20 protein-coding genes are annotated in these 22,124 nt (G+C 61.3%); 8 read left to right on the top strand and 12 right to left on the bottom strand.

Annotation, left to right across the window (positions count from 1 at the left end; translation table 11 throughout):
• Positions 1–96: 96 nt before the first annotated feature.
• From J5M56_RS14725 to rplU, 5 genes are all read right to left on the bottom strand, one after another.
• Entirely contained in the window at positions 97–558 is a 462-nt protein-coding gene (locus J5M56_RS14725) for a CreA family protein (protein ID WP_060477511.1), read from the bottom strand.
• On the bottom strand, positions 555–1,673 hold the full coding sequence (gene proB, locus J5M56_RS14730; protein WP_060477510.1) for a glutamate 5-kinase: 1,119 nt from the start codon (positions 1,671–1,673) through the stop codon (positions 555–557). Before proB ends, J5M56_RS14725 begins: the two co-directional genes overlap by 4 nt.
• Before the next feature lie 85 nt (positions 1,674–1,758).
• Positions 1,759–2,985, bottom strand: coding sequence for an Obg family GTPase CgtA (cgtA, locus tag J5M56_RS14735; protein ID WP_186478244.1), 1,227 nt, complete (start codon positions 2,983–2,985; stop codon positions 1,759–1,761).
• Positions 2,986–3,174: 189 nt separating this feature from the next.
• The gene (rpmA, locus tag J5M56_RS14740) at positions 3,175–3,432 is read right to left on the bottom strand and encodes a 50S ribosomal protein L27 (protein WP_003247464.1); all 258 of its coding nucleotides are present in this window, start codon (positions 3,430–3,432) and stop codon (positions 3,175–3,177) included.
• A gap of 37 nt (positions 3,433–3,469) precedes the next feature.
• Complete coding sequence (gene rplU, locus J5M56_RS14745; protein WP_023533254.1) at positions 3,470–3,784, bottom strand: 50S ribosomal protein L21; 315 nt, start codon at positions 3,782–3,784, stop codon at positions 3,470–3,472.
• Positions 3,785–4,028: 244 nt separating this feature from the next.
• Here rplU and J5M56_RS14750 point away from each other — a divergent pair, with 244 nt between their 5' ends.
• The 3 genes from J5M56_RS14750 to J5M56_RS14760 all read left to right on the top strand — a co-directional run bounded on the left by J5M56_RS14750 (position 4,029) and on the right by J5M56_RS14760 (position 5,815).
• On the top strand, positions 4,029–4,997 hold the full coding sequence (locus J5M56_RS14750) for a polyprenyl synthetase family protein (protein ID WP_207937219.1): 969 nt from the start codon (positions 4,029–4,031) through the stop codon (positions 4,995–4,997).
• A 150-nt stretch (positions 4,998–5,147) separates the two neighbouring features.
• Entirely contained in the window at positions 5,148–5,489 is a 342-nt protein-coding gene (locus J5M56_RS14755) for a zinc ribbon domain-containing protein YjdM (RefSeq protein ID WP_023382397.1), read from the top strand.
• An 80-nt stretch (positions 5,490–5,569) separates the two neighbouring features.
• A complete protein-coding gene (locus J5M56_RS14760) occupies positions 5,570–5,815 on the top strand; it encodes a hypothetical protein (RefSeq protein WP_060477507.1) in 246 nt (81 codons plus the stop codon).
• Between the two features lie 26 nt (positions 5,816–5,841).
• Here J5M56_RS14760 and J5M56_RS14765 read toward each other — a convergent pair whose 3' ends face one another.
• From J5M56_RS14765 to J5M56_RS14780, 4 genes are all read right to left on the bottom strand, one after another.
• Complete coding sequence (locus J5M56_RS14765; RefSeq protein WP_060477506.1) at positions 5,842–6,459, bottom strand: FKBP-type peptidyl-prolyl cis-trans isomerase; 618 nt, start codon at positions 6,457–6,459, stop codon at positions 5,842–5,844.
• 117 nt (positions 6,460–6,576) lie between these two features.
• Positions 6,577–7,065, bottom strand: coding sequence for a TIGR00645 family protein (locus tag J5M56_RS14770; protein ID WP_060477505.1), 489 nt, complete (start codon positions 7,063–7,065; stop codon positions 6,577–6,579).
• Positions 7,066–7,171: 106 nt separating this feature from the next.
• Positions 7,172–7,510 carry a hypothetical protein gene (locus J5M56_RS14775; RefSeq protein WP_060477504.1) on the bottom strand — a complete coding sequence of 113 codons (339 nt, stop codon included), beginning with the start codon at positions 7,508–7,510 and terminating at the stop codon, positions 7,172–7,174.
• Between the two features lie 163 nt (positions 7,511–7,673).
• Entirely contained in the window at positions 7,674–10,112 is a 2,439-nt protein-coding gene (locus J5M56_RS14780; protein WP_060477503.1) for an ATP-binding protein, read from the bottom strand.
• 253 nt (positions 10,113–10,365) lie between these two features.
• Here J5M56_RS14780 and J5M56_RS14785 point away from each other — a divergent pair, with 253 nt between their 5' ends.
• The 4 genes from J5M56_RS14785 (at position 10,366) to J5M56_RS14800 (ending at position 13,850) form a co-directional block, all read left to right on the top strand.
• Positions 10,366–10,854, top strand: a complete 489-nt coding sequence (locus J5M56_RS14785) for a DUF3015 domain-containing protein (RefSeq protein WP_060477502.1) — start codon at positions 10,366–10,368, stop codon at positions 10,852–10,854.
• A 70-nt stretch (positions 10,855–10,924) separates the two neighbouring features.
• The gene (locus J5M56_RS14790; RefSeq protein WP_207937220.1) at positions 10,925–12,778 is read left to right on the top strand and encodes a DUF4105 domain-containing protein; all 1,854 of its coding nucleotides are present in this window, start codon (positions 10,925–10,927) and stop codon (positions 12,776–12,778) included.
• 145 nt (positions 12,779–12,923) lie between these two features.
• On the top strand, positions 12,924–13,277 hold the full coding sequence (locus J5M56_RS14795) for a hypothetical protein (RefSeq protein ID WP_186478241.1): 354 nt from the start codon (positions 12,924–12,926) through the stop codon (positions 13,275–13,277).
• Positions 13,278–13,361: 84 nt separating this feature from the next.
• A complete protein-coding gene (locus J5M56_RS14800) occupies positions 13,362–13,850 on the top strand; it encodes a GreA/GreB family elongation factor (RefSeq protein WP_186478240.1) in 489 nt (162 codons plus the stop codon).
• A gap of 40 nt (positions 13,851–13,890) precedes the next feature.
• Here J5M56_RS14800 and gdhA read toward each other — a convergent pair whose 3' ends face one another.
• From gdhA to J5M56_RS14815, 3 genes are all read right to left on the bottom strand, one after another.
• Entirely contained in the window at positions 13,891–15,231 is a 1,341-nt protein-coding gene (gdhA, locus tag J5M56_RS14805; protein ID WP_186478239.1) for an NADP-specific glutamate dehydrogenase, read from the bottom strand.
• Between the two features lie 302 nt (positions 15,232–15,533).
• Complete coding sequence (ettA, locus tag J5M56_RS14810) at positions 15,534–17,201, bottom strand: energy-dependent translational throttle protein EttA (RefSeq protein ID WP_060480616.1); 1,668 nt, start codon at positions 17,199–17,201, stop codon at positions 15,534–15,536.
• 281 nt (positions 17,202–17,482) lie between these two features.
• Positions 17,483–17,872 (bottom strand): hypothetical protein, encoded by a 390-nt coding sequence (locus tag J5M56_RS14815; protein WP_186478238.1) that lies wholly within the window; start codon positions 17,870–17,872, stop codon positions 17,483–17,485.
• Positions 17,873–18,132: 260 nt separating this feature from the next.
• On the opposite strand from J5M56_RS14815, the gene J5M56_RS14820 reads away from it, so the two are divergent.
• Positions 18,133–21,963, top strand: coding sequence for a bifunctional diguanylate cyclase/phosphodiesterase (locus J5M56_RS14820; protein WP_186478237.1), 3,831 nt, complete (start codon positions 18,133–18,135; stop codon positions 21,961–21,963).
• Positions 21,964–22,124 lie beyond the last annotated feature (161 nt).

Raw genomic sequence — 22,124 nt, forward strand, 5'->3', positions numbered from 1 at the left:
CTGCTCGCACCGGTATTGCACAAGCCGTAAGGCGGTGCAGTAGCTGTGTGAGCGGATTCTACCCGCGAATCGAGGCCAGCGGCCTTATCTCTGAGATCACTGAGCCCACGGCAGAATCGGAATCGCCGTCACCGCGTTCTGCGGGCTGCCCTCGATCATGCGGTCGCTGTATACCAGGTAAACCAACGTGTTGCGCTTCTTGTCGAGAAAGCGCACCACCTGCATGGTCTTGAACACCAGCGAAGTGCGCTCCTTGAACACTTCGTCGCCATCTTTGAGTTCACCCTTGAAACTGATCGGCCCAACCTGCCGGCAGGCAATCGAGGCCTCCGCGCGGTCTTCGGCCAGGCCCAGCCCGCCCTTCACGCCACCGGTCTTGGCACGCGACAGGTAGCAGGTCACACCCTCGACTTTGGGGTCGTCGAAGGCCTCGACCACGATACGGTCGTTGGGCCCAAGGAACTTGAACACGGTCGATACCTGGCCGATCTCTTCAGCGCCGGCCAGCATCGGCAGGGCAAGAGCTGCCAGGGCAAGTACTCGCTTGAACGTTTTCATACCAGCACCAGGTTGTCGCGGTGGACCAATTCCGGCTCGGCGATATAGCCCAGCACGGCCTCGATATGATCGGACGGCTGACCGATGATCTTCTGTGCCTCCAGGGCACTGTAGTTGGCCAGGCCACGGGCCACTTCGGCGCCATCGGGGCCGACGCAGATCACCATCTCGCCACGGCGGAAGCTGCCCTGCACGGTTTTCACACCCACCGGCAGCAGGCTCTTGTTCGCCCCACGCAGCGCCTGCACGGCGCCAGCGTCGAGCACCAGGGTGCCGCGGGTTTGCAGGTGGCCAGCCAGCCACTGCTTACGCGCAGCCAGCATGCCGCGCTCAGGCGACAACAATGTCCCCAGGCGTTCACCAGCTTTCAGACGGTCCAGCACGCGCTCGATGCGGCCACCGATGATGATGGTGTGGGCACCTGAACGGGCCGCCAGCCGCGCCGCGCGCAGCTTGGTCTGCATACCACCACGGCCCAGCGCCCCCCCGGTGCCGCCAGCCACGGCATCGAGCGATGGGTCATCGGCGCGGGCTTCGTAAATCAATTGCGCTTCGGGGTTGTTGCGCGGGTCGGCATCGAACATGCCGTCGCGGTCGGTGAGAATCACCAGCAGATCGGCTTCTACGAGGTTGGCCACCAGGGCCGCCAGGGTGTCGTTATCCCCGAAGCGGATCTCGTCGGTGACCACGGTATCGTTCTCGTTGATCACCGGTACCACGCCCAGGTCGACCAAGGTCCGCAGTGTGCTACGGGCATTGAGGTAACGCTTGCGGTCGGACAGGTCGTCGTGGGTCAGAAGAATTTGCGCGGTGTGCTTGCCATGCTCGCCAAAGCTCGACTCCCAGGCCTGCACCAGGCGCATCTGGCCGATCGACGCAGCGGCCTGCAGCTCGTTCATGGCACTGGGTCGCGAAGTCCAGCCCAGCTGGCTCATGCCGGCGGCCACGGCTCCGGAGGAGACCAGTACCAACTCAACGCCTGCTTCACGCAGCGCGACCATCTGCTCGACCCACACGGCCATGGCGCCGCGGTCCAGGCCCTTGCCATCGGCGGTCAGCAGGGCACTGCCAATCTTCACGACCCAGCGCTTGGCGCCTGTCACCTTGCTTCGCATCTTCTTCCAACCTATGTCGAATCTGTAGATACCGTGGATACAAAAACGCCGCTCATCAGAGCGGCGTTTAGTGTACTGCAACCAATCAGTCGCGCACGTAAATGATTTCCGGGCCGTCTTCGTCGTCCTCGAAATCATCGTCCCAGGCGTCGTCGTCACCGATGTCGTGCACGCTCTTGACGCCGGTACGGCGCAGGGTGCGGGCGTCGTCCAGCGCCTGCAGCTGGGCACGGGCTTCGTCTTCGATACGCTGGTCCAGCTCGGCCAACTCTTCGGCATAGGCCGGGTCATTGGCCAGGCGGTCGGCGCGGTCTTCCAGGTAGCGCATCAGGTCATGGCTAAGTTGCTCGGTGCCCTGCTTGGAGATGGCCGAGATCACGTACACCGGACCTTCCCACTGCAGGCGCTCGACCACTTCCTTGACACGCTCGTCGCGCTCGTCGTCCATCAGCATGTCCGACTTGTTCAGTACCAGCCAGCGCTCACGGTCGGTCAACGACGGGCTGAAGCGGGTCAGCTCGTTGATGATGACTTCGGCGGCATCGGCCGGGCTGCTGCCGTCCAGTGGTGCCAGGTCGACCAGGTGCAGCAGCACACGGGTACGCGCCAGGTGCTTGAGGAAGCGGATACCCAGGCCAGCACCGTCGGAGGCGCCTTCGATCAGGCCGGGAATATCGGCGATGACGAAGCTCTTCCAGCGATCGACGCTGACCACACCCAGGTTCGGCACCAGGGTGGTGAACGGGTAGTCGGCGACTTTCGGCTTGGCAGCCGATACAGAACGGATGAAGGTGCTCTTGCCGGCGTTCGGCAGGCCCAGCAAGCCGACGTCGGCCAGTACTTTCAGCTCCATCTTCAGGTCGCGCTGGTCACCCGGCTTACCCGGCGTGGTCTGACGTGGCGCACGGTTGGTACTGGACTTGAAACGGGTGTTGCCAAGGCCGTGCCAGCCGCCTTGGGCGACCATCAGCTTCTGCCCTGGGGTTACCAGGTCACCGATGACTTCCTGGGTGGAAGCGTCGATCACGGTGGTGCCGACCGGTACGCGCAGGAACAGGTCATCACCCTTCTTGCCGGTGCAGTCGGTGCTGCCGCCGTTGGAGCCGCGCTGGGCTTCGTGGTGACGGGTGTAGCGGTAGTCGACCAGGGTGTTGAGGTTTTCGTCGGCCACCATATAGACCGAGCCCCCATCACCGCCGTCACCACCGTTGGGGCCGCCGTTCTCGATGAACTTTTCGCGGCGGAAGCTCATGCAACCGTTACCGCCATCACCGGCCTTGACCCGAATGGATACTTCGTCAACAAACTTCATTGAAAACCGCCTCTCGCCGACAGGCGAGTTGAATACCTAAAAAACCTGAGGCTCTTGCAAAAATGAGCGCGGCGGCCCCGTACGACCGTAGAAACCCACGCCGGCAGCCCATACAAACAGCTTTGCAAGAGGCTCACCACAAACGAAAAAGCCCCGTCGCATGACGGGGCTTCTGGAGCGACGTCGCGATTAAGCGGCGACGATGCTCACGTAACGGCGCATGAACTCGCCTTTCTTCTCGAACTTGATCACGCCTTCGATCTTGGCGAACAAGGTGTGGTCCTTGCCCATGCCAACGCCGTAGCCAGCGTGGAATTCGGTGCCGCGCTGACGGACGATGATGTTGCCTGGCTTGATAACCTGGCCGCCATACATCTTCACGCCAAGGCGTTTCGATTCTGAGTCGCGACCGTTACGAGTACTACCACCAGCCTTCTTGTGAGCCATGGTTCAATTCTCCAATAAATTCAGGGGAACCGGGCGATTAAGCCTGGATACCGGTGATTTTGATCTCGGTGAACCACTGGCGGTGGCCCATACGCTTCATGTGGTGCTTACGACGACGGAACTTGATGATGCGAACCTTGTCGTGACGGCCTTGCGAAACGACTTCGGCAACCACTTTAGCGCCGGCGACGACTGGTGCACCGATGGTGACTTCTTCACCGTTGGCAACCAGCAGAACGCGATCGAAAGTCACGGATTCGCCAGTGGCGACTTCCAGTTTTTCGACCTTGAGGAATTCACCTTCAGCGACTTTGTACTGCTTGCCGCCGGTAACGATTACTGCGTAAGACATGGTATTTCTCCGATAATCCTGCTCACCCAGCGCTTTATATGATGAGTATTGGCTGGCATGGCTGCATGGGGCTGGAACGGCCCTGTGCAATTGCGTAAGGCAGGTGCTGCCCAGGAAGTTAGGGTGCGCGATTGTACGCAACCGTGCTTTTGCTTGCAAGTCCCGCCCCCGGTCTGCGGGCACCGCGCCTTGACACACCGGGGCCTGCGACCTAGCATGCCGCGCAACCTCACTGGAGCAGCCGATGCAACCCCAAACCTTCTACCGCGCGGTAGCTGACGATTTCAGCGCCGTCGACGAGATCATCAAGAAGCAGCTGACCTCGCGCGTGCCGCTGGTATCGAAGATCGGCGACTATATCACGTCGGCTGGCGGCAAGCGCTTGCGTCCGTTGCTGGTGCTGCTATGCGGCAAGGCGCTGGGCCGCGAAGGCGACGACCTGCGGCTGCTGGCGGCGACCATCGAGTTCCTGCATACCGCCACCCTGCTGCACGACGATGTGGTCGACATGTCTGGCATGCGCCGCGGCCGCTCCACCGCCAACGCGCTGTGGGGCAACGCGCCGAGCGTGCTGGTGGGCGACTTCCTCTACTCGCGCTCGTTCGAAATGATGGTCGAACTGGGCTCGATGCCGGTCATGCAGATCTTGTCCAAGGCCACCCGCGTGATCGCCGAGGGCGAAGTATTGCAGCTGTCGCGGGTGCGCGATGCCAGCACCACTGAAGAGGTCTACATGGACGTCATCCGTGGCAAGACCGCGATGCTGTTCGAAGCCTCGACCCACAGCGCTGCGGCACTGGCCGGTGCTGACCAGGCCCAGCGCGAGGCCCTGCGCACCTTCGGTGACCACTTGGGCGTGGCGTTCCAGCTGGTCGACGACCTGTTGGACTACGAAGGCGATGCCGAAGCCCTGGGCAAGAACGTCGGCGACGACCTGGCCGAAGGCAAGCCGACCCTGCCGCTGATCTACACCATGCGCGAGGGCACACCGGAGCAGGCTGCGTTGGTGCGCAAAGCGATCCAAAAAGGTGGCCTGGAAGACCTGGAGCAGATTCGCGAGGCCGTCGAAGCCTCGGGCGCACTGAAGTACACCGCCGAGCTTGCGCGCGACTATGTCAAGCGCGCCATCGCCTGCCTGGAAGTGCTGCCGGCCAGCCAATACCGGGATGCGCTGGTCGAACTGAGCGAGTTCGCGGTCGCCCGCACGCACTGACAGCCCTAGCCGTCCTCTTCGCGGGTGAACCTGCCCCCACACAAAACGTGGGAGCGGGTTCACCCGCGGAGCTTTTGTACGGGCAAAACATTTCTCGCGCAAAACCTTATACAATGTGGGCTTTTAACCCCGTCTGTTTAAGGATACGAAGTGAGCACCTTGCCGCCCTGCCCCAAATGCAACTCCGAATACACCTACGAGGATGGCACCCAGCTGATCTGCCCCGAGTGCGCACACGAATGGTCCGCCAGCGGCGAAGCTGAAGCGGCAAGCGATGACGTGGTGAAGAAGGACTCGGTCGGCAACGTTCTGCAGGACGGCGATACCGTTACTGTGATCAAGGACCTCAAGGTCAAAGGGTCGTCCCTGGTGGTCAAGGTTGGTACCAAGGTCAAGAACATCCGCCTGTGCGATGGCGACCACGACATCGACTGCAAGATCGATGGCATCGGCGCAATGAAGCTGAAGTCGGAATTCGTGCGCAAGGTCTGATTACATAATCCGCCAATTGGCCCTTGCTATTCTGATAATAGGAATTATTCTCATTGAAGTCATTTTCAAGGAGAATAGCCATGACTTATCTGATAGACGCCTGGCTGGATCGTCCCCACCCCTACCTGCGCATTCTTCATCGCGAAACCGGTGAGGTCTGCGCAATGCTCGAAGAAGACGCCTTGGACGAGCTGCGTGACCAGGGTGATCTGGACTTGTGCGGGCTCAATTCTAGCGAGCCGATGGTGCTCAAGGAGCTGGTGCGCAATTTGTTCCTGTTCTGCTACGCGCGGGCCTTGCGCCCAGGGGGAACAGACTGGAATTGAGGCCGGCAGCGCCGGCCTCAGCGGCATTACAGAACGTCGAGCAGCTCGACGTCGAACACCAGAGTACTGTGCGGGGGAATGCCACCAACGCCTTGGGCGCCGTAGGCCAGTTCGCTCGGCACGTACAGGCGCCATTTGCTGCCGGCGTTCATCAGCTGCAAGGCTTCGGTCCAGCCAGCGATCACGCCACCAACCGGAAATTCTGCCGGCTGGCCACGGTCGTAGGAGCTGTCGAAGACGGTGCCGTCGATCAGGGTGCCGTGGTAGTGGGTGCGCACGTTGCTTTCGCGGGTCGGCTTGGCGCCATCACCTGCGGTCAGCACTTCGAACTGCAGGCCCGAAGCCAGGGTGGTGACGCCGTCACGCTTGGCGTTCTCGACCAGGAATTGCTTGCCAGCAGCAGCGGCGGCTTCAGCTTTGGCAGCAGCTTCTGCTTGCATCACCTCGCGGATGACCTTGAAGCTGGCCGACAGGTCGGCCTCGCTGACACGGCTGTCGGCGCCGTTGAAGGCGTCGGTCAGGCCGGCCAGGATGGCTTCCAGGCTGACGCCTGGTGGTGGGTTGTCGCGCAGCTGGCCGCCCAGCTGACGGCCAATGCCGTAGCTGACGCGGGTTTCGTCGGTGGACAGGTTGAGTTCGGACATTGTCGTGCTCCACTGCAGGGCGCCATGCAGCCGCGCCCGTGATGAAAAGGGCGAGCAGCCTAGCACACTGCTAGCGCCGCTCGTTAATTGAAACCAGCGCTCGCCCCAGCGGGGCGATCAGTGCTTGGTCAGCTTGTCCAGGTAGCCCATGCAGAAGGCCGAAACCACGAAGGTCATGTGGATGATCACGTACCACATCAGGTACTCGGTAGAGATGTTCTGCGCGTCCATGAACACCCGTAGCAGGTGAATGGATGAAATCGCCACGATCGATGCAGCCACTTTCATCTTCAGCGACGAAGAGTCCATCTTGCCCAGCCAGTTGAGCTTCTCCTTGCTCTCGTCGATGTCCAGCTGCGACACGAAGTTTTCGTAACCGGAGATCATCACCATCACCAGCAGACCGCCAACCAGCGACATGTCGATCAGCGACAGGATGACCAGAATCAGGTCGGCTTCGCTGAGCGCGAAGACGTTAGGCAGGACGTGGACAACTTCCTGGAAGAACTTCAGCGCCAAGGCAAGCAAGCCGAGGGACAGGCCGAAGTAGATGGGAGCGAGCAGCCAACGGGAGGCGTACATCGCGTTCTCGAGAAAACGTTCCATGAGGGTTTGGGACTCGTCAGGTGACTGAAAAACGAGCGCGAGTATAGCCAGCCACCTGTGACAGCAAAAGCCTGCGGCATGGTGCCGCGTTACTGAATGTGTGGGCTCAGGTTTCAGGATGGAACTGATAGTCCCCCAGGTTGCGGCAGCGCTCACCGTTGATACGCCGCAGCTGTGCCTGCAAGTGCAGGCACCAGATCTGTGGATCATCGGCCACCTGATACCCGTGCAAGGTCAGGCTGTCGAGAATGGCGTTGAGCACGGACTCGGCCACCATCGGCCCATGGAAGGGGCCTTGGGCTTTTATCGCCGAGGGTTGTTCACCGGCCATGCCGGCGGCAAACAGCAAGGTCCACATACCGTTGTCACCGGCCAATGGGCGAATGCTGCATTCGATACGGGTCACCAGGCCAAGGCACTGGCGAGTAAGGCTGAGGTTGCGCATGGCCGCGTCCCCTCCAATGAACCCTGTTCAGCCCGGAACACCCGGGCTGTTTCCATCCTGAACCCTGATACTGTCCTTAAGTTCCAGCATAGAAGAACAGCACGAAAAGATGGAAAACCGGCGCTGAACGGTAGCACATGGCCGCTAGCGCCGGTTTATTGACTCAAGCCGGTTTGGCTTGAGCGATTACCTCTTCCAAGCGCTCTTTCTCTGCACGCTCGATTTCCTCCTCACCGATCATCTCGGCAATCTCCCGCAGGCGCTCGACAACCCTGGCATTCACGCTGCCCTCGGTGAACTGGCCCTTGTCATCGAGAACCCCGGCTTCCTCGCCCACCAGCAGGCTCAGGGCCTCGTCAGCCTGGCTCACGGCATAGACGTGGAACATGCCGTTTTCCACCGCCTGCAGCACGCGTTCGTCGAGCATCAGGGTAGCGACGTTGGCGCGCGGGATGATTACCCCTTGCTCGCCGGTCAGGCCACGGGCCTCGCAAAGACGGAAGAAGCCCTCAATCTTCTCGTTGACCCCACCCACCGCCTGCACTTCGCCGAACTGGTTGATCGAGCCTGTGATGGCAAAGCATTGTTTGAGCGGCGTGCGCGACAAGGCCGAGATCAGCGTGCACGCTTCACCCAGCGAAGCGCTGTCGCCATCGACGTAGCCGTAGGACTGCTCCAGGGCGATGCTGGCGGAAATCGCCAAAGGGAATTCCTGGGCATAACGGCTGCCCAGGTATCCGGTGAGGATCATCACGCCCTTGGAGTGAATCGGCTGGCCAAGGTTGACCTCGCGCTCGATGTCGACGATGCCGCTGCCACCGGGGTAGACCGTGGCAGAGATACGCGCCGGCATGCCGAAGGCCGAGTCGCCGACTTCAAGCACGGTCAAGCCATTGCACTTGCCGATGGCCGCGCCTTCGGTATCGATCAGGATGATGCCGGCCAGCATGTCGTCGAGCACCCGTTGCGATACCCGCCCGGTACGGGTGGCCTTGGCCTTGAGTGCACGCTCGATGTGGCCGGCGTCGGTCATCTCGTCGCTGGCCAACTGACGGATGAAATCAGCTTCGCTGACCAACTGGAACAGGTCGCCAATACGCGCCGACAGGCGCGATTGGTTCTCTGCCAGGCGGGCGCTGTAGGTGGCAAGGCGCGCCACCGCATCACTGGTCAGCGGTGCCATGCCCTCTTCGTTGGTACGGGTGCGCAGCAGCTGAGCGAACTGCTCGAGGTTCTCGTCGACCATCGGCATGTCTTCGTCGAAGTCGACCAGTACGCGGAACATCTCCTGGAAGTCCGGGTCGTGGTCCTGCAGCGCGTAGTACAACTGGCGCGAGCCGATGATCACCAGCTTGATGTTCAGAGGAATCATCTGCGGGGTCAGGCTGACTGTCGCGACACGGCCCAGCTCACCCAGCGGCGACTCCATTTTCAGCTTGCGCGACTGCAAGGCGCGCTTGAGCGCGTCCCAGACGAACGGCTCGCCGAGCATCTTTTCCGCTTCCAGAATCAGGAAACCGCCGTTTGCGCGGTGCAGCGCGCCGGGGCGCAACTGCCGATAGGAAGTGTAAAGCGCGCCTTGGTCGGTGCTGTATTCGATGCGGCCGAACAGGTTGTCGTAGGTTGGGTGCGGCTCGAACACCACTGGCGCACCCCCGTCGGCGTGGTGGCCAACCACCAGGCTTGGCGCGTACTGCTCTTCGAGCAGCTTGCGCGCAACCGCGTCGGTCTTGCTGTCCTCAACCAGTTGCTCGACCACGGTACGCAGCAGATTCAGCTGCATGGACTGCAAGTAGGCGCAGACAGCCGCGTTTTCGGCGTATTTTTCCGACAATGGCGCCAGCAGCGGTTGCAGCGCCAGGGTGATGGTTTCTTCGTTGAGCTGACGAAGCTGGTTGTTCGACTCACGTTTCCATTGCGGCAGGCTGGCAAGCTCCTCGTTGAGCTGCTCCTCCAGCAAGGCAATGTCCTCATGAAACTGCTCGCGAACGTCTTCTGGCAACTGGGCGAATTCGGCCTCGTCCAGCGCCTTGCCATCGGCCATCGGGGTGAAGGCGACATTGCTGGCATCGCGGTACAGGGCCACGTCCTTTTCCAGCGAAGCGCGCTCGATCACATCCAGCGCGCGGTCGTAGCGCTGATTGAAGGCGCGGTCGATGGCGCCTTTCTTTTGCTGGTAGGAAGGGTGCTCGAACACCGCCGGGAAGGTTGCCAGCAGGTTATCGATCAAGCCGTTCATGTCGCTGATGAACTCGGCCGCGCTGCCCGAAGGCAACTCCAGTGCACGGGGCTCGCGGGTGTCATCGAAATGATTGACGTAAAGCCAGTCGCTGGGGGTTTGCTGGCGCTTGCCTTCGGCCTTGAGGTAGCGCTTGACGAACGAGAAGCGACCCGTCCCGGGCTCGCCCATCACATACACGTTATAACCAGGGCGCGGCATTGCCACGCCGAACTGCAGGGCCTCGACAGCACGTTCTTGGCCCAGGACTCCGCGAAACGGCTCCAGATCGTCGGTATTGGTAAAGGCAAACTGCTCGGGTGAGAAACGCCGGGTCAGGGCTTCAGGCGCAAGACGCAGGCGCGCAGCGACAGGATCGGGCATTGGGTTTCCTTACTTCGGCGGGGCAGATACTCAGCATTCTGGCGCTGCCAGCGCGCGCGTTGCAAGGCTCTGCCGGACTTTATATCGCAACGGCGAAGCTGCAACGCCATGCAAATTTTTCGCAATCAATGACGCAACCTTTAGAACATGCCTAAACTCCAACTTGCGCGGGTGGGTGAAATGCTTTCCCGACTTGGCAACCGAGTTGCCAGATAACCCTGACCCTTGGTTAAGACAAATAGAGAATAAAGCTATGAAACGGATTCTTCTGGGTACTCTGTTCACCGTGGTTTCGCTCAACGCCCTCGCTGAAGCGCCGGGCGGCCCGAACTGCGGCTGGGGCAACATGCTGTTCGAAGGCCAGCGCGGTACGCCGGCCCACTTCCTGGCTTCGACCACCAACGGCACCTCCGGTAACGCCACCTTCGGCATGACCTCCGGTACCAACGGCTGCTCGACCAAGGCTTCGCTGACCTACGGCGGCAAGTCCTGGTTCGCCATGAATGGCATGATGAACGAACTGTCCGAAGACATGGCCATGGGCCAGGGCGAAGCCCTGACCACCTATGCCGTGGTTCTGGGCGTCGCTCCTGAAGATCGCGGCTACTTCGCCTCGGTCACCCACCAGCACTTCAACCAGATCTTCAGCAGCGCCGATGCAACCGCTGAAACCGTGCACACCAACACCCTGGCCGTTCTGAAGAACGACCCACGTCTGGCCAAGTACGCTACCGAGGCCTGATTGCAGCTACTCCCGCCCCTTCGGGGGCGGGTTTCGCCTTTTCGGCATCGTTTAGAAGTAGTTGCCCCATATGCTCAAACGCCTCGCTTCCCTCGCGCTGCTAGCCTGCGCGCCCGTTCATGCCATGCCCGTTGTGCACGCCGACCGCATTCAGCAACTGGCCAACACCCCGTATTGGATTGCCCTGGGCCACTATGAAACCGCCAAGCTCGGAGGCTGGCGCAGCTATGTGGACGATGACGCCTTCTTCCTTGCCAAGGACGGTGCTCATCACCCGGACCAGGAGCTGGAAGCCACCGTGCAAGCGCTGTATGCCCCCGCCAGCCTCGGTGACAAGCATGCCCAGTGCGTATTTCCCGCGCGCACCCGCTGGTTGCGTGAACAACTTGACCTGCAAGGCCTGCCGCAGCCCGATTGTCAGGAATTCAAGACGTGGTACCAGTCGATCGACCCGCACAGTGCGGCGCTGATCTTTCCGGCAGCCTACCTGAACAGCCCCTCATCGATGTTCGGCCATACCTTGCTGCGCATCGACCAGACCAACACCCGCAGCGACGACACCACGCTGCTGAGCTACGCGATCAACTTCGGCGCCTATATCGAAGGCAGCGACAACAGCATTCTGTATGCCTGGAAAGGCCTGATGGGCGGTTACCCGGGCCTGTTCGCGCTCATGCCTTACCAAGAGAAGCTCTCTGAATACCGCAGCCTTGAGAACCGCGACCTGTGGGAGTACCAGTTGGACCTGACCCCGGAGGAAACCGGGCGCATGGTCGAGCATGTCTGGGAGCTGAAACAGATCCAGTTCGATTATTTCTTCTTCGACGAAAACTGCTCGTACCGCCTGCTGGAGTTGCTGCAAGTGGCCCGTCCGAGCCTGGACCTGACCTCGCAGTTCCCTCTCACTGCCATTCCCACCGACACGGTCAAGGCGGTGAAGCAATCTGGCCTGGTAGCCAGCGAAATTTATCGCCCGTCACGCGAACGTGAACTACTGGCCCGCGCCGAGCCACTGGACCATGACGAAAAACGTCAGGTCTTGGCTGTCAGTGCCGATACCGCGCAACTGCAAAGCCCCGACTTCAAAGCCCTGCCCCGCGATCGCCAGGCACTGGTGCAGGATGCCGCCTACCGCTTGGAGCGCTACCGTGCCAACGGCCAGGAGCGAGACCCTGGGCAGGCCAAGCGCAGCTTCGAGCTGCTGCGAGCGATCAACACCAACCCGCCACCGCCCCTGCAGATCGAACGTCCCGGCTTGCCTGAGGACGGCCACGACTCGCGTACCTGGCAATTGGGGGTAGGCACCCGTGAAGATCGTGCCTATGCCGAATATGGCCTGCGCATGGCCTACCACGACCTTAATGACAACGCCTATGGCTTCCCATTGGGTGCACAGATCGAGATTCTGCAACTCAAGGTGCGCCAGTACGAAGGCAACGACTGGCAGGTTCAGCGCCTTGATCTTGCCACCATCCGCTCCCTGACCCCACGCAACGAGCTGCTCAAACCATGGTCCTGGCAGGTGGCAGGTGGCCTGGAACGGGTGCCTGGTAAACATGACGATGAGGTGCTGGTCAGCCATGTGAATGGCGGCGCCGGTGGTACCTGGCAACTGGCCGACGACCTGCTGGGCTTCGCCCTGGGCACGGTGCGGGTGGAGCACCACAACGACTTCGCCCAGTTCATCGCCCCAGCGACAGGGTTCAATGGTGGGCTGCTGTGGCGCAACGGCCTGGGCAACATGACCTTGGAAGCCAAGGGTGATTACTTCACCAATGGCGAAGTCCGGCGCAGCATCAGCCTGAACCAGCAGTGGGAGATCAGCCAGAACCTGGGGCTGAGGTTGAGTGCTTCGCGGCAGTTCAGCCATTTGGCGACGGCGCAGAACGAAGTGATGCTGCAGCTGAAGTGGTATCACTATTGAGGCCAATGAGGGCGCCATGCGCCCTACTGGCAGCACACCCGGCGCCTGCCAATGTGAACCCAGCGACTCTTTGACACTGTTTTGACAGCCCCCCGACAAATCGCCACCTAGACTTTGCGGTATCTCCCAAAGGGTTCAGGTGGTCATGTTGCGGTACCTTTTCGGCTTGTGCGTCGCGCTGCTACTGGCGGCTTGCGAAACTACCCACGATCAGATGATCGGGCATGGCTACCCGCCTGCTTACGCCGACGGTTATCAGGACGGTTGCAGCAGCGGCCACCAGGCTGCCGGGCTGATGGTCGGCAACTTTCGCAAGAACGTGCCACGCTACCTGCACGAGCGACAGTATGAAGCCGGCTGGGACGATGGTTTTCGCCAGTGCCAGGCGATGCAGAACAGCGAGGAGCAGCGCCAATACCACGAGCGTTTCTGGGACGAGCGCGACCGTCAGTGGCAGCAGGAGAAAGACCAAAGCGCGGCCCGGGCCTACCGCCGCTGAATGCGGACTGAGCAGCGTCGCAAACCGACATCCACTGAAACCTCAAGCCTGCCATGCTGGTCTGCATTACGAGGAGGCCATCGCATGAGCCGAGCATTCGTCAACGAAGACCAAGCCGCCGCCCAGGCCGACCAGCCTGTGGAACGACGTGTCAGCGACCAGCCCAATTACGTTACCGCCAATGGCTTGCGCCAGCTGCAACAGCGCGTGAGCGAGTTGAATGCATTGCGCAGCGAGCTACAGGCCCAGGGTGAGCGCGCAGACAAGCAGCGCCTGGCCGATACCGAGCGTGACCTTCGTTACTTCAACGCGCGAGTACAGAGTGCGCAGGTAGTGCCGGCGGCCACATCGCGTAGCAGCGTGCAGATTGGCAGCCGGGTAAGGTTCATCGATGAGCAGGACCAGACGCACGAAGTGCAGCTGGTAGGCGAAGACGAAGCCGATGCCGGGCGCGGGATGATCAACTGGGGTTCACCGCTGGGGCGCGCCCTGCTCGGGGCAGTGCCCGGGGATGAGGTGGTATGGCGGCGACCGTTGGGCGAGCAGATGATCGAGGTGGTTGAAATCAGCTGAATGCACGGGGCTGGCTGTGTGCCAGCCCCGTCAGCCCTGATCAGACCACGCCCTGGGCCAGCATGGCATCGGCGACTTTCACGAAACCTGCAATGTTGGCACCTTTGACGTAGTTGACCTTGCCGTCGGCCTCTTCACCGTAATGGACGCAGGCATGGTGAATCGACTGCATGATGTTGTGTAGCTTGCTGTCCACTTCACCGGCCGTCCACAGCAGGCGCATGGCGTTCTGCGACATCTCAAGGCCCGATACGGCCACCCCACCGGCGTTGGACGCTTTGCCTGGGGCATAAAGGATGCCGGCATCGATGAACAAATCTACCGCTGCCAGCGTGGTAGGCATGTTGGCGCCCTCGGCTACGCAGATGCAGCCGTTGCGTAGCAACGTGCGAGCGTCTTCGAGATCCAGCTCGTTCTGCGTGGCACACGGCAGCGCGATGTCGCATGGCAGGCTCCAGGGCGTCTGGCCCTTGCGGAACTCCAGGCCAAAGGCCTCGGCAAGCTCGCTGATGCGCCCGCGTGCGACGTTCTTGAGCTGCATCACCGCTTCCCATTGGGCTTCGGTCAGGCCGCCTTCGGCGTACAGCGTACCCTCGGAGTCGGACAGCGAAATCACCTTGCCGCCCAAGTCCATGACCTTGCGCGCAGCGTATTGGGCAACATTGCCCGACCCGGAAATCGCCACGCGACGACCATCGACACGCAGGCCCTGGCGCTTGAGCATTTCTTCGGCGAAGTACACACAGCCATAGCCTGTGGCTTCAGGGCGGATCAGGCTACCGCCATAGGTCATGCCTTTGCCGGTCAGCACCGAGGTGAACTGGTTGGCCAGGCGCTTGTACTGGCCGAACATGAAGCCGATTTCGCGGGCGCCAACGCCAATATCCCCGGCCGGCACATCGCAATCGGCGCCAATGTGGCGGTACAGCTCGCTCATGAAGGCTTGGCAGAAGCGCATCACTTCAGCGTCGCTCTTGCCTTTGGGGTCGAAGTCCGAGCCTCCCTTACCGCCGCCCATCGGCAGCGAGGTGAGGGAATTCTTGAATACCTGTTCGAAGGCCAGGAACTTGAGCACGCTCAGGTTCACCGACGGGTGGAAACGCAGGCCACCTTTGTACGGCCCAATGGCGCTGCTCATCTGGATGCGATAGCCACGGTTGACCTGGACCTTGCCCTGGTCATCGACCCACGACACCCGGAACAGAACAGCGCGCTCAGGCTCGACCATGCGTTCGAGGATGCCCGACTGCAGGTAGCGAGGGTTAGCCTCCAGAAACGGCCATAGTGTGCGCAGCACTTCTTCCACTGCCTGATGGAATTCGGGCTGGCCTGGGTCGCGCTGTTGAAGGCGTGCGAGGAAACTGTCGACGGATTCGATCATGGTAGACATCTCACCAAGAGGATTGGACTTATTGGTTTTTCCCGGAATGTACCAAGAAGCAATCGCACCGGAACAGGGCAAAATGTCGTTTTTATGAAATTATTTGGTGCGTTTTATATAAGTGTATACAAAAAGCAGTCTGTCGATGGCTTCATGGCCGATCAGCTCACTGCCACTTGAGCCCAGCGAAATGGGTGCTGCGTGTCATTGGCGCAGACGCAGGATTATTCGCGGTATGGGTAACGTCAGGCACAAAAATGGGGCCACGAAGGGCCCCATTCTTGTGCATCAAAAAGACTGGCTTACTGGGCCAGCTTCTTGTGCCGCACACGGTGAGGCTGGGCAGCAGCGTCACCCAAACGCTTCTTACGGTCGGCTTCGTATTCGGTGTAGTTACCTTCGAAGAACACCACGTTCGAATCGTCTTCGTACGCCAGGATGTGAGTGGCCACACGGTCCAGGAACCAACGGTCGTGGGAAATCACAATGGCAGCCCCCGGGAAGTCCAACAGGGCTTCTTCCAGCGAGCGAAGCGTCTCAACGTCAAGGTCGTTGGAAGGTTCGTCGAGCAGCAGGACGTTGCCGCCCTCCTTCAGGGTCAAAGCCAAGTGCAGGCGGCCACGCTCACCACCGGACAGGTCCTTGACGAACTTCTGCTGGTCGCCGCCTTTGAAGTTGAAGCGGCCAACGTAGGTGCGCGATGGAATCTCGTAGTTACCGATGCGGATCTGGTCGGAGCCGTCAGAGATCTGCTGGAACACGGTCTTGGCGCCATCGAGGTCTTCACGGCTCTGGTCCACACAGGCCAGCTGCACGGTTTCGCCGATCTCGATGCTGCCAGAGTCTGGCTGCTCTTTGCCCATCAGCATACGGAACAAAGTGGACTTACCTGCACCGTTACCACCAATAACGCCGACGATAGCGCCTTTTGGCATGGCGAAAGACAGGTTGTCGATCAACACGCGATCGCCGTAGCCCTTGGTAACGTTCTTGAATTCGATGACCTTGTCACCCAGGCGCGGGCCGGCCGGGATGTAGATCTCGTTGGTTTCGCTGCGCTTCTGGAATTCCTGCGACTGCATTTCTTCAAAGCGCTGCAGGCGAGCCTTGGATTTGGACTGACGAGCCTTGGCGCCTTTACGCACCCACTCCAGTTCCTCTTTCATCGCCTTCTCGTGGGCACTCTGCTGCTTGGACTCCTGCGCCAGACGCTCCGACTTGGCTTCCAGCCAGCCCGAGTAGTTGCCTTCGTACGGGATACCAGCGCCGCGGTCCAGCTCGAGGATCCAGCCGGCGACGTTGTCGAGGAAGTAACGGTCGTGGGTGATGGCAACCACGGTGCCGGGGAAGTCATGCAAGAAGCGCTCGAGCCAGGCTACCGAGTCGGCGTCCAGGTGGTTGGTCGGCTCGTCCAGCAGCAGCATGTCAGGGGCCGACAGCAGCAAGCGGCACAGGGCCACGCGGCGCTTCTCACCACCGGACAAGTGCTCGATGCGGGCATCCCAGGCAGGCAGGCGCAGGGCGTCGGCGGCAACGTCCAGCTGACGCTCAAGGTTGTGGCCATCGGCAGCCTGCAGGATGGCTTCGAGCTTGGCCTGTTCGGCGGCCAGCTTGTCGAAGTCGGCATCTGGCTCGGCGTAAGCCGCGTAGACTTCGTCCAGGCGAGCCTGGGCGTCCTTGATCACACTGACCGCTTCCTCGACCACTTCACGCACGGTCTTGTTAGGGTCCAGTTGCGGTTCCTGCGGCAGGTAACCTACGTTGATGTCGGGCATCGGACGGGCTTCGCCGTCGAATTCCTTATCGACGCCAGCCATGATCCGCAGCAGGGTCGATTTACCGGCACCGTTCAGGCCGAGTACGCCAATCTTGGCGCCTGGGAAGAACGACAGGGAGATATTCTTGAGAATTTCCCGCTTCGGCGGCACGACTTTGCTCAGCCGATGCATGGTGTAGACGTATTGAGCCAAAACCAAGCCCTCTATCAGATAGGTAAAGACATCGACGATTGCCCCGGCATTGAGGGGGCAGGGGGATGTGTTTACGGGGTGTCATTGAACAAAGTCGACCATTCTACGCCAACGCGCAGCGTTGCACAGTGTGGTCGTATGGTGGCACGGGAGCATCGTGACCCTGAAGGCATCATGGCCTGGCCCGGCCCCTTCGCAGTTGAACCCGCTCACATTGACCTGGGCATCACTGTGGGAGCCAGGTGAACCGCGAGCGGGCCCGTGCAGCCGCCGAAAATGGCTCAGACGTGACGCTGTTTGCCAGCCTTGCCACGGGGCAGGCGGCTACGGCCTGCCTGCTCGGCCAGGCGCGCGGCGTAAGCGGCCTTGACGCTGAAGCCGCCGCTGCGAACGGGTTGCGTGGCAACGGTCGGCTCGCCAGCAGCCTTGCCAGCCGGCTTGGTCATGCCCGCCACAGGCACCTTTTCGACCGTCACCTGTGCCTTGGCAGTCTTGCGCAGCTCAGCCAGTGAGGGTGTCTTGTTTTTCGCGGCCCCTGCCGCCTCGGGTTTACCCAGCGAACGCTGGCAGGATTTGCAGGATACGTCCGTGGTCACGGCAGTGCTGACAAGGGTCTGACTGCTGCGCCCACAGGCGGAATCGAGGCCATTGGTGGAAAAGTGAGTAACCAAAACGGAACATCTCCGATACGTTGTCATTGAAGCGGGCGGCATTCTCGCACAGGATGCAGGGGCTTGCCGAACGGCTGCGCAGCACGACGACCATCGGCCTCGGACAATCGAGCTGGCACATTGCCACAATCACAGGCATGCTAGCCCGTTCGAATGTCCGGCTTTATAGTGCGCCCTCACGGTCAAGGCTCGTGCAGACACCGGCATATACCGTGCATGTTCCTACCCTGCCATCGCCAGCCCAATCGCAGGACCAACGCTTGACCAATCTCAAACCTTCGACCCTGCTGCGCCCCGCTCCGTCGGCCCCAGTCGCTTCGCTGCGGGGTTCGGTCAAAGGTGCGTTGGCCCTGCTGGCATTGATCCTGCTGGGGTTGCTGCTGTGGCAACTGCTCGCGCAGTTCCGCCACACCCAGGACGACCAGCGCCTGCAGCACCTCAATGCCAGTGCAGAACTCGCCGACCACCTGGGCCTGAACATGGCGCTCAAAGCCCAGCAGGCCCTCACTGTGCTCCAGCCTTACGTCAAAGCACCGGCGGCCGATGCGATGCCCAGTCTGCTGGCCACACTGCGCGAGCGCCTGTCTGATCTGCAGGACCTGGCGTGGCTGGACGAGGCTGGGCAGGTACGCAGCGACAGCCTGGAGGGCAGCCCCGACCGCCAGTTCATTGACGAGCTGCTGGGGTTGAGTCAAGGCCGGAATTTTTTCTACACCAACGCCGCAGACAATCGCACCCTCTACCTGCTGCTGCGTCAGACGACCGAACAAGGCCGCGGCTACTGGCTGCTGCGCCTGTCACCTAACTATTACCAAGTGCTCACTACCCACCTGGATAGCCCTGGGCATCCACTCTGGCTGCTGGAAAACAGCCGCACCGGCGAGGTACTGGAACGCCATGCTCCGGTACAAACCAGTGATGAGCCGCTGCAAAGCGTGATGCTCGCCTTCATCGACAACAGCACCTGGCAGTTGCGCGGCCTGTTCGACGCCGGCCAGGCTCGGAAGAACCTGCTGCCAGCCCTGATTGGCAAGTGCCTGCTGGCGCTGCTCTGTGCCCTGCTGCCGGTGTTGGCGCTGATCAGCATGCGCCGGCGCCAGCGTGCCTTGCACGAGGACCGTCGGCGCTACCACGAAATCTTCGAAGGCACAGGCGTAGCGCTGTGCGTGCTCGACCTGTCGAGCCTGCCTGGGCAGCTTGACCGCTATCATCTGCGCAACCTGGCCGGGCTCAAGCAAAGCCTGGCACTGGACCCTGGTTTGCGCCGTGCGCTGCTGCAAGAGCTCAAGATCACCGAGATCAACCAGGTGGCGCGCCACCTGCTCAACGTGCAATGTCACGAAGGGGCTTGGCAACGCTTGATCGACGGCAGCGGAGACGGCCGTGAAAGCGTGGGCATGCAACTGATCGACGCGCTGATCGAGCAACGCCCAACCCTGGAACTTGAAGTGCGCCTGTCCGCGCCGCTGGGTGGCGAGCTGCACCTGTGGCTGATGGCGCGCCTGCCACAAGAGCGTCGCGACTATCAGGCGGTGATCCTGAGCATCAGCGATATCACCAGCCGCAAACAGGTAGAACTGTCGTTGCTGGAGCGTGAAAGCTTCTGGTCCGACGTGGTGCGTACCGTGCCGGACCAGCTCTACGTGCAGGACGTGCTTAGCCAGCGAATGATCTTCAGCAACCGTCACCTGGGCCAAACCCTGGGCTACGACCGCACCCAGCTTGCCCAGATGGGCGATCGTTTCTGGGAGTTGCTGCTGCACCCTGAAGATGCCGAGCACTACCGGGCGCTGCGTCAGCAACAACGCGATCTTGCCCCCAGCCAGTCGCTGCACACGCAACTGCGCTTCCGCCACCATGACGGTGGCTGGCGCTGCTACGAGATTCGCGAGCAGGTGCTGACCCGCGATGAAGAAGGCTTGGTGACCCGCATCATCGGCATAGGCAAGGATGTCACGGTGCAGATCGAGGCCAGCCAGTCGCTGCGCGACAGCGAACAACGCTATCGCATGCTTGCCGAAAGCATCAGCGACGTTATCTTTTCCACCGACAGCCGCCTGCAACTGAACTACCTCAGCCCTTCGGTGCAGGCCGTGCTGGGCTACCAGGCCGAGTGGATCTTCGCCAACGGCTGGCAATCGATCATCGCCAATCCCGCCCAGCTCACCGGCATCTACAGCCTGATGGAGCGGGTGAGCAAAGCCTTGGGTGACAGCGAACTGTTGGAGCGTCTGCGCAGCCAGCTGCCAACGCAGCTGTTCTTGTTCGACTGCATGCGCGCCGATGGCCGCAAAATCCCCATCGAACTGCGGCTGGTGCTGGTGTGGGACGATCAGCAACGCTTCCAGGGCGTGCTTGGGGTTGGCCGTGACATCAGCCAGCAACGCCGTGCGGAAAAAGACCTGCGCATGGCCGCGACGGTTTTCGAGCATTCCACCTCGGCGATCCTCATCACCGACCCAGCAGGTTACATCGTGCAGGCCAACGAAGCATTCAGCCGGGTCAGCGGCTACGCGGTCAGCGATGTGCTCGACCAGTTGCCGGCCATGCTGGTGGTCGAGGACCAGCAGGAAAGCCACTTGCGCTACGTACTCAAGCAACTTCACCAGCGCGGCAGCTGGGAAGGCGAAGTGTGGCTCAAGCGCCGCGACGGCGACCGCTACCCAGCCTGGGTCGGCATCACCGCGGTGCTGGACGACGAGGGCGACCTGGCCAGCTATGTATGCTTTTTCACCGACATCAGCGAGCGCAAGGCTAGCGAACAGCGCATTCATCGCCTGGCCTACTACGACGCCCTGACGCACCTACCCAACCGCACGTTGTTCCAGGACCGGCTGCACACCGCGCTGCAACAGGCCGAGCGGCAGAAGTCTTGGGTTGTGCTGATGTTCCTTGACCTGGACCGCTTCAAGCCGATCAACGACTCCCTGGGCCATGCGGCAGGCGACCGCATGCTCAAGGACATGGCTCTGCGCCTGCTGGCCTGCGTCGACGAAGACGATACAGTGGCGCGCATGGGCGGCGACGAGTTCACCTTACTGCTGCAACCACGCGCCACCCGTGACATGGCCTTGAACCGGGCCATTCATGTTGCCGAAAACATCCTCGGCGGCCTGGTGCGGCCGTTCGTGCTCGAAGGCCGTGAGTTTTTCGTCACCGCCAGCATCGGTATTGCACTCAGCCCGCAGGATGGCAACGAGCTGAGCCAGTTGATGAAGAACGCCGACACCGCCATGTACCACGCCAAAGAGCGCGGCAAGAACAACTTCCAGTTCTATCAGACCGAAATGAACGCCAGCGCCCTGGAGCGCCTGGAGCTGGAAAGCGACCTGCGGCACGCCTTGGAACAGAACGAGTTCATCCTCTATTACCAGCCGCAGTTCAGCGGTGACGGCAAGCGCCTTACCGGTGCCGAGGCGCTGCTGCGCTGGCGCCACCCGACTCGAGGGCTGGTACCGCCTGGGGATTTCATCCCGGTCATCGAAGAGTTGGGGCTGGTGGTGGATGTTGGCGACTGGGTGCTGCGCGAGGCCAGCCGCCAGCTCAAGCACTGGCACAAGAACAAGGTACGTGTGCCGAAGGTGTCGGTGAACATCTCGGCGCGGCAATTCTCCGATGGCCAACTGGGCACGCGTATCGCAACCATTCTCGAGGAAACCAACCTGCCACCGGCGTGCCTGGAGCTGGAGCTGACCGAAAGCATCCTGATGCGTGAAGTCGATGAAGCAATGCAGATTCTGGCCAGCCTGAAGAACCTGGGCCTGAGCATCGCGGTCGACGACTTCGGCACCGGTTACTCGTCGCTGAACTACCTCAAGCAGTTCCCAATCGACGTGCTGAAAATTGACCGCACGTTCGTCGACGGCCTGCCCGAAGGCGAGCAGGACGCGCAGATCGCTCGGGCTATCATCGCCATGGCCCACAGCCTGAACCTGGCGGTGATCGCCGAAGGTGTCGAGACCCATGAACAACTGGAGTTCCTGCGCGAGCATGGCTGCGACGAAGTCCAGGGCTACCTGTTCGGGCGGCCGATGCCGGCCCATCAGTTCGAGGCGCAGTTCTCCAACGAAACGCTGTTCATGTTTCAGTGAACAGTACAGTGCAGTGGGAGTAAATGTCCTGGCTGCGCAGGCCCCGCGAACATCGACGCAGCCGCTGCGATCCACCGCGCCGCAGGCTTCGCGCAAACCCCGCACAAAGCCCGCGTCATGGCTAAATCCTGGGCAAAAAAACGGACTCAAAAGTCAACTCC

This window comes from Pseudomonas sp. 51_B (genome assembly GCF_017491595.1).
Classification (GTDB): Bacteria; Pseudomonadota; Gammaproteobacteria; order Pseudomonadales; family Pseudomonadaceae; genus Aquipseudomonas; species Aquipseudomonas promysalinigenes.

What these genes read in the sequence shown, in the direction of transcription:
- J5M56_RS14725 (WP_060477511.1), bottom strand. Translation starts at nt 558, where the DNA reads ATGAAAACGTTCAAGCGAGTACTTGCCCTGGCAGCTCTTGCCCTGCCG.
- proB (WP_060477510.1), bottom strand. Translation starts at nt 1,673, where the DNA reads ATGCGAAGCAAGGTGACAGGCGCCAAGCGCTGGGTCGTGAAGATTGGC.
- cgtA (WP_186478244.1), bottom strand. Translation starts at nt 2,985, where the DNA reads ATGAAGTTTGTTGACGAAGTATCCATTCGGGTCAAGGCCGGTGATGGC.
- rpmA (WP_003247464.1), bottom strand. Translation starts at nt 3,432, where the DNA reads ATGGCTCACAAGAAGGCTGGTGGTAGTACTCGTAACGGTCGCGACTCA.
- rplU (WP_023533254.1), bottom strand. Translation starts at nt 3,784, where the DNA reads ATGTCTTACGCAGTAATCGTTACCGGCGGCAAGCAGTACAAAGTCGCT.
- J5M56_RS14750 (WP_207937219.1), top strand. Translation starts at nt 4,029, where the DNA reads ATGCAACCCCAAACCTTCTACCGCGCGGTAGCTGACGATTTCAGCGCC.
- J5M56_RS14760 (WP_060477507.1), top strand. Translation starts at nt 5,570, where the DNA reads ATGACTTATCTGATAGACGCCTGGCTGGATCGTCCCCACCCCTACCTG.
- J5M56_RS14765 (WP_060477506.1), bottom strand. Translation starts at nt 6,459, where the DNA reads ATGTCCGAACTCAACCTGTCCACCGACGAAACCCGCGTCAGCTACGGC.
- J5M56_RS14770 (WP_060477505.1), bottom strand. Translation starts at nt 7,065, where the DNA reads ATGGAACGTTTTCTCGAGAACGCGATGTACGCCTCCCGTTGGCTGCTC.
- J5M56_RS14775 (WP_060477504.1), bottom strand. Translation starts at nt 7,510, where the DNA reads ATGCGCAACCTCAGCCTTACTCGCCAGTGCCTTGGCCTGGTGACCCGT.
- J5M56_RS14780 (WP_060477503.1), bottom strand. Translation starts at nt 10,112, where the DNA reads ATGCCCGATCCTGTCGCTGCGCGCCTGCGTCTTGCGCCTGAAGCCCTG.
- J5M56_RS14785 (WP_060477502.1), top strand. Translation starts at nt 10,366, where the DNA reads ATGAAACGGATTCTTCTGGGTACTCTGTTCACCGTGGTTTCGCTCAAC.
- J5M56_RS14790 (WP_207937220.1), top strand. Translation starts at nt 10,925, where the DNA reads ATGCTCAAACGCCTCGCTTCCCTCGCGCTGCTAGCCTGCGCGCCCGTT.
- J5M56_RS14795 (WP_186478241.1), top strand. Translation starts at nt 12,924, where the DNA reads ATGTTGCGGTACCTTTTCGGCTTGTGCGTCGCGCTGCTACTGGCGGCT.
- J5M56_RS14800 (WP_186478240.1), top strand. Translation starts at nt 13,362, where the DNA reads ATGAGCCGAGCATTCGTCAACGAAGACCAAGCCGCCGCCCAGGCCGAC.
- gdhA (WP_186478239.1), bottom strand. Translation starts at nt 15,231, where the DNA reads ATGATCGAATCCGTCGACAGTTTCCTCGCACGCCTTCAACAGCGCGAC.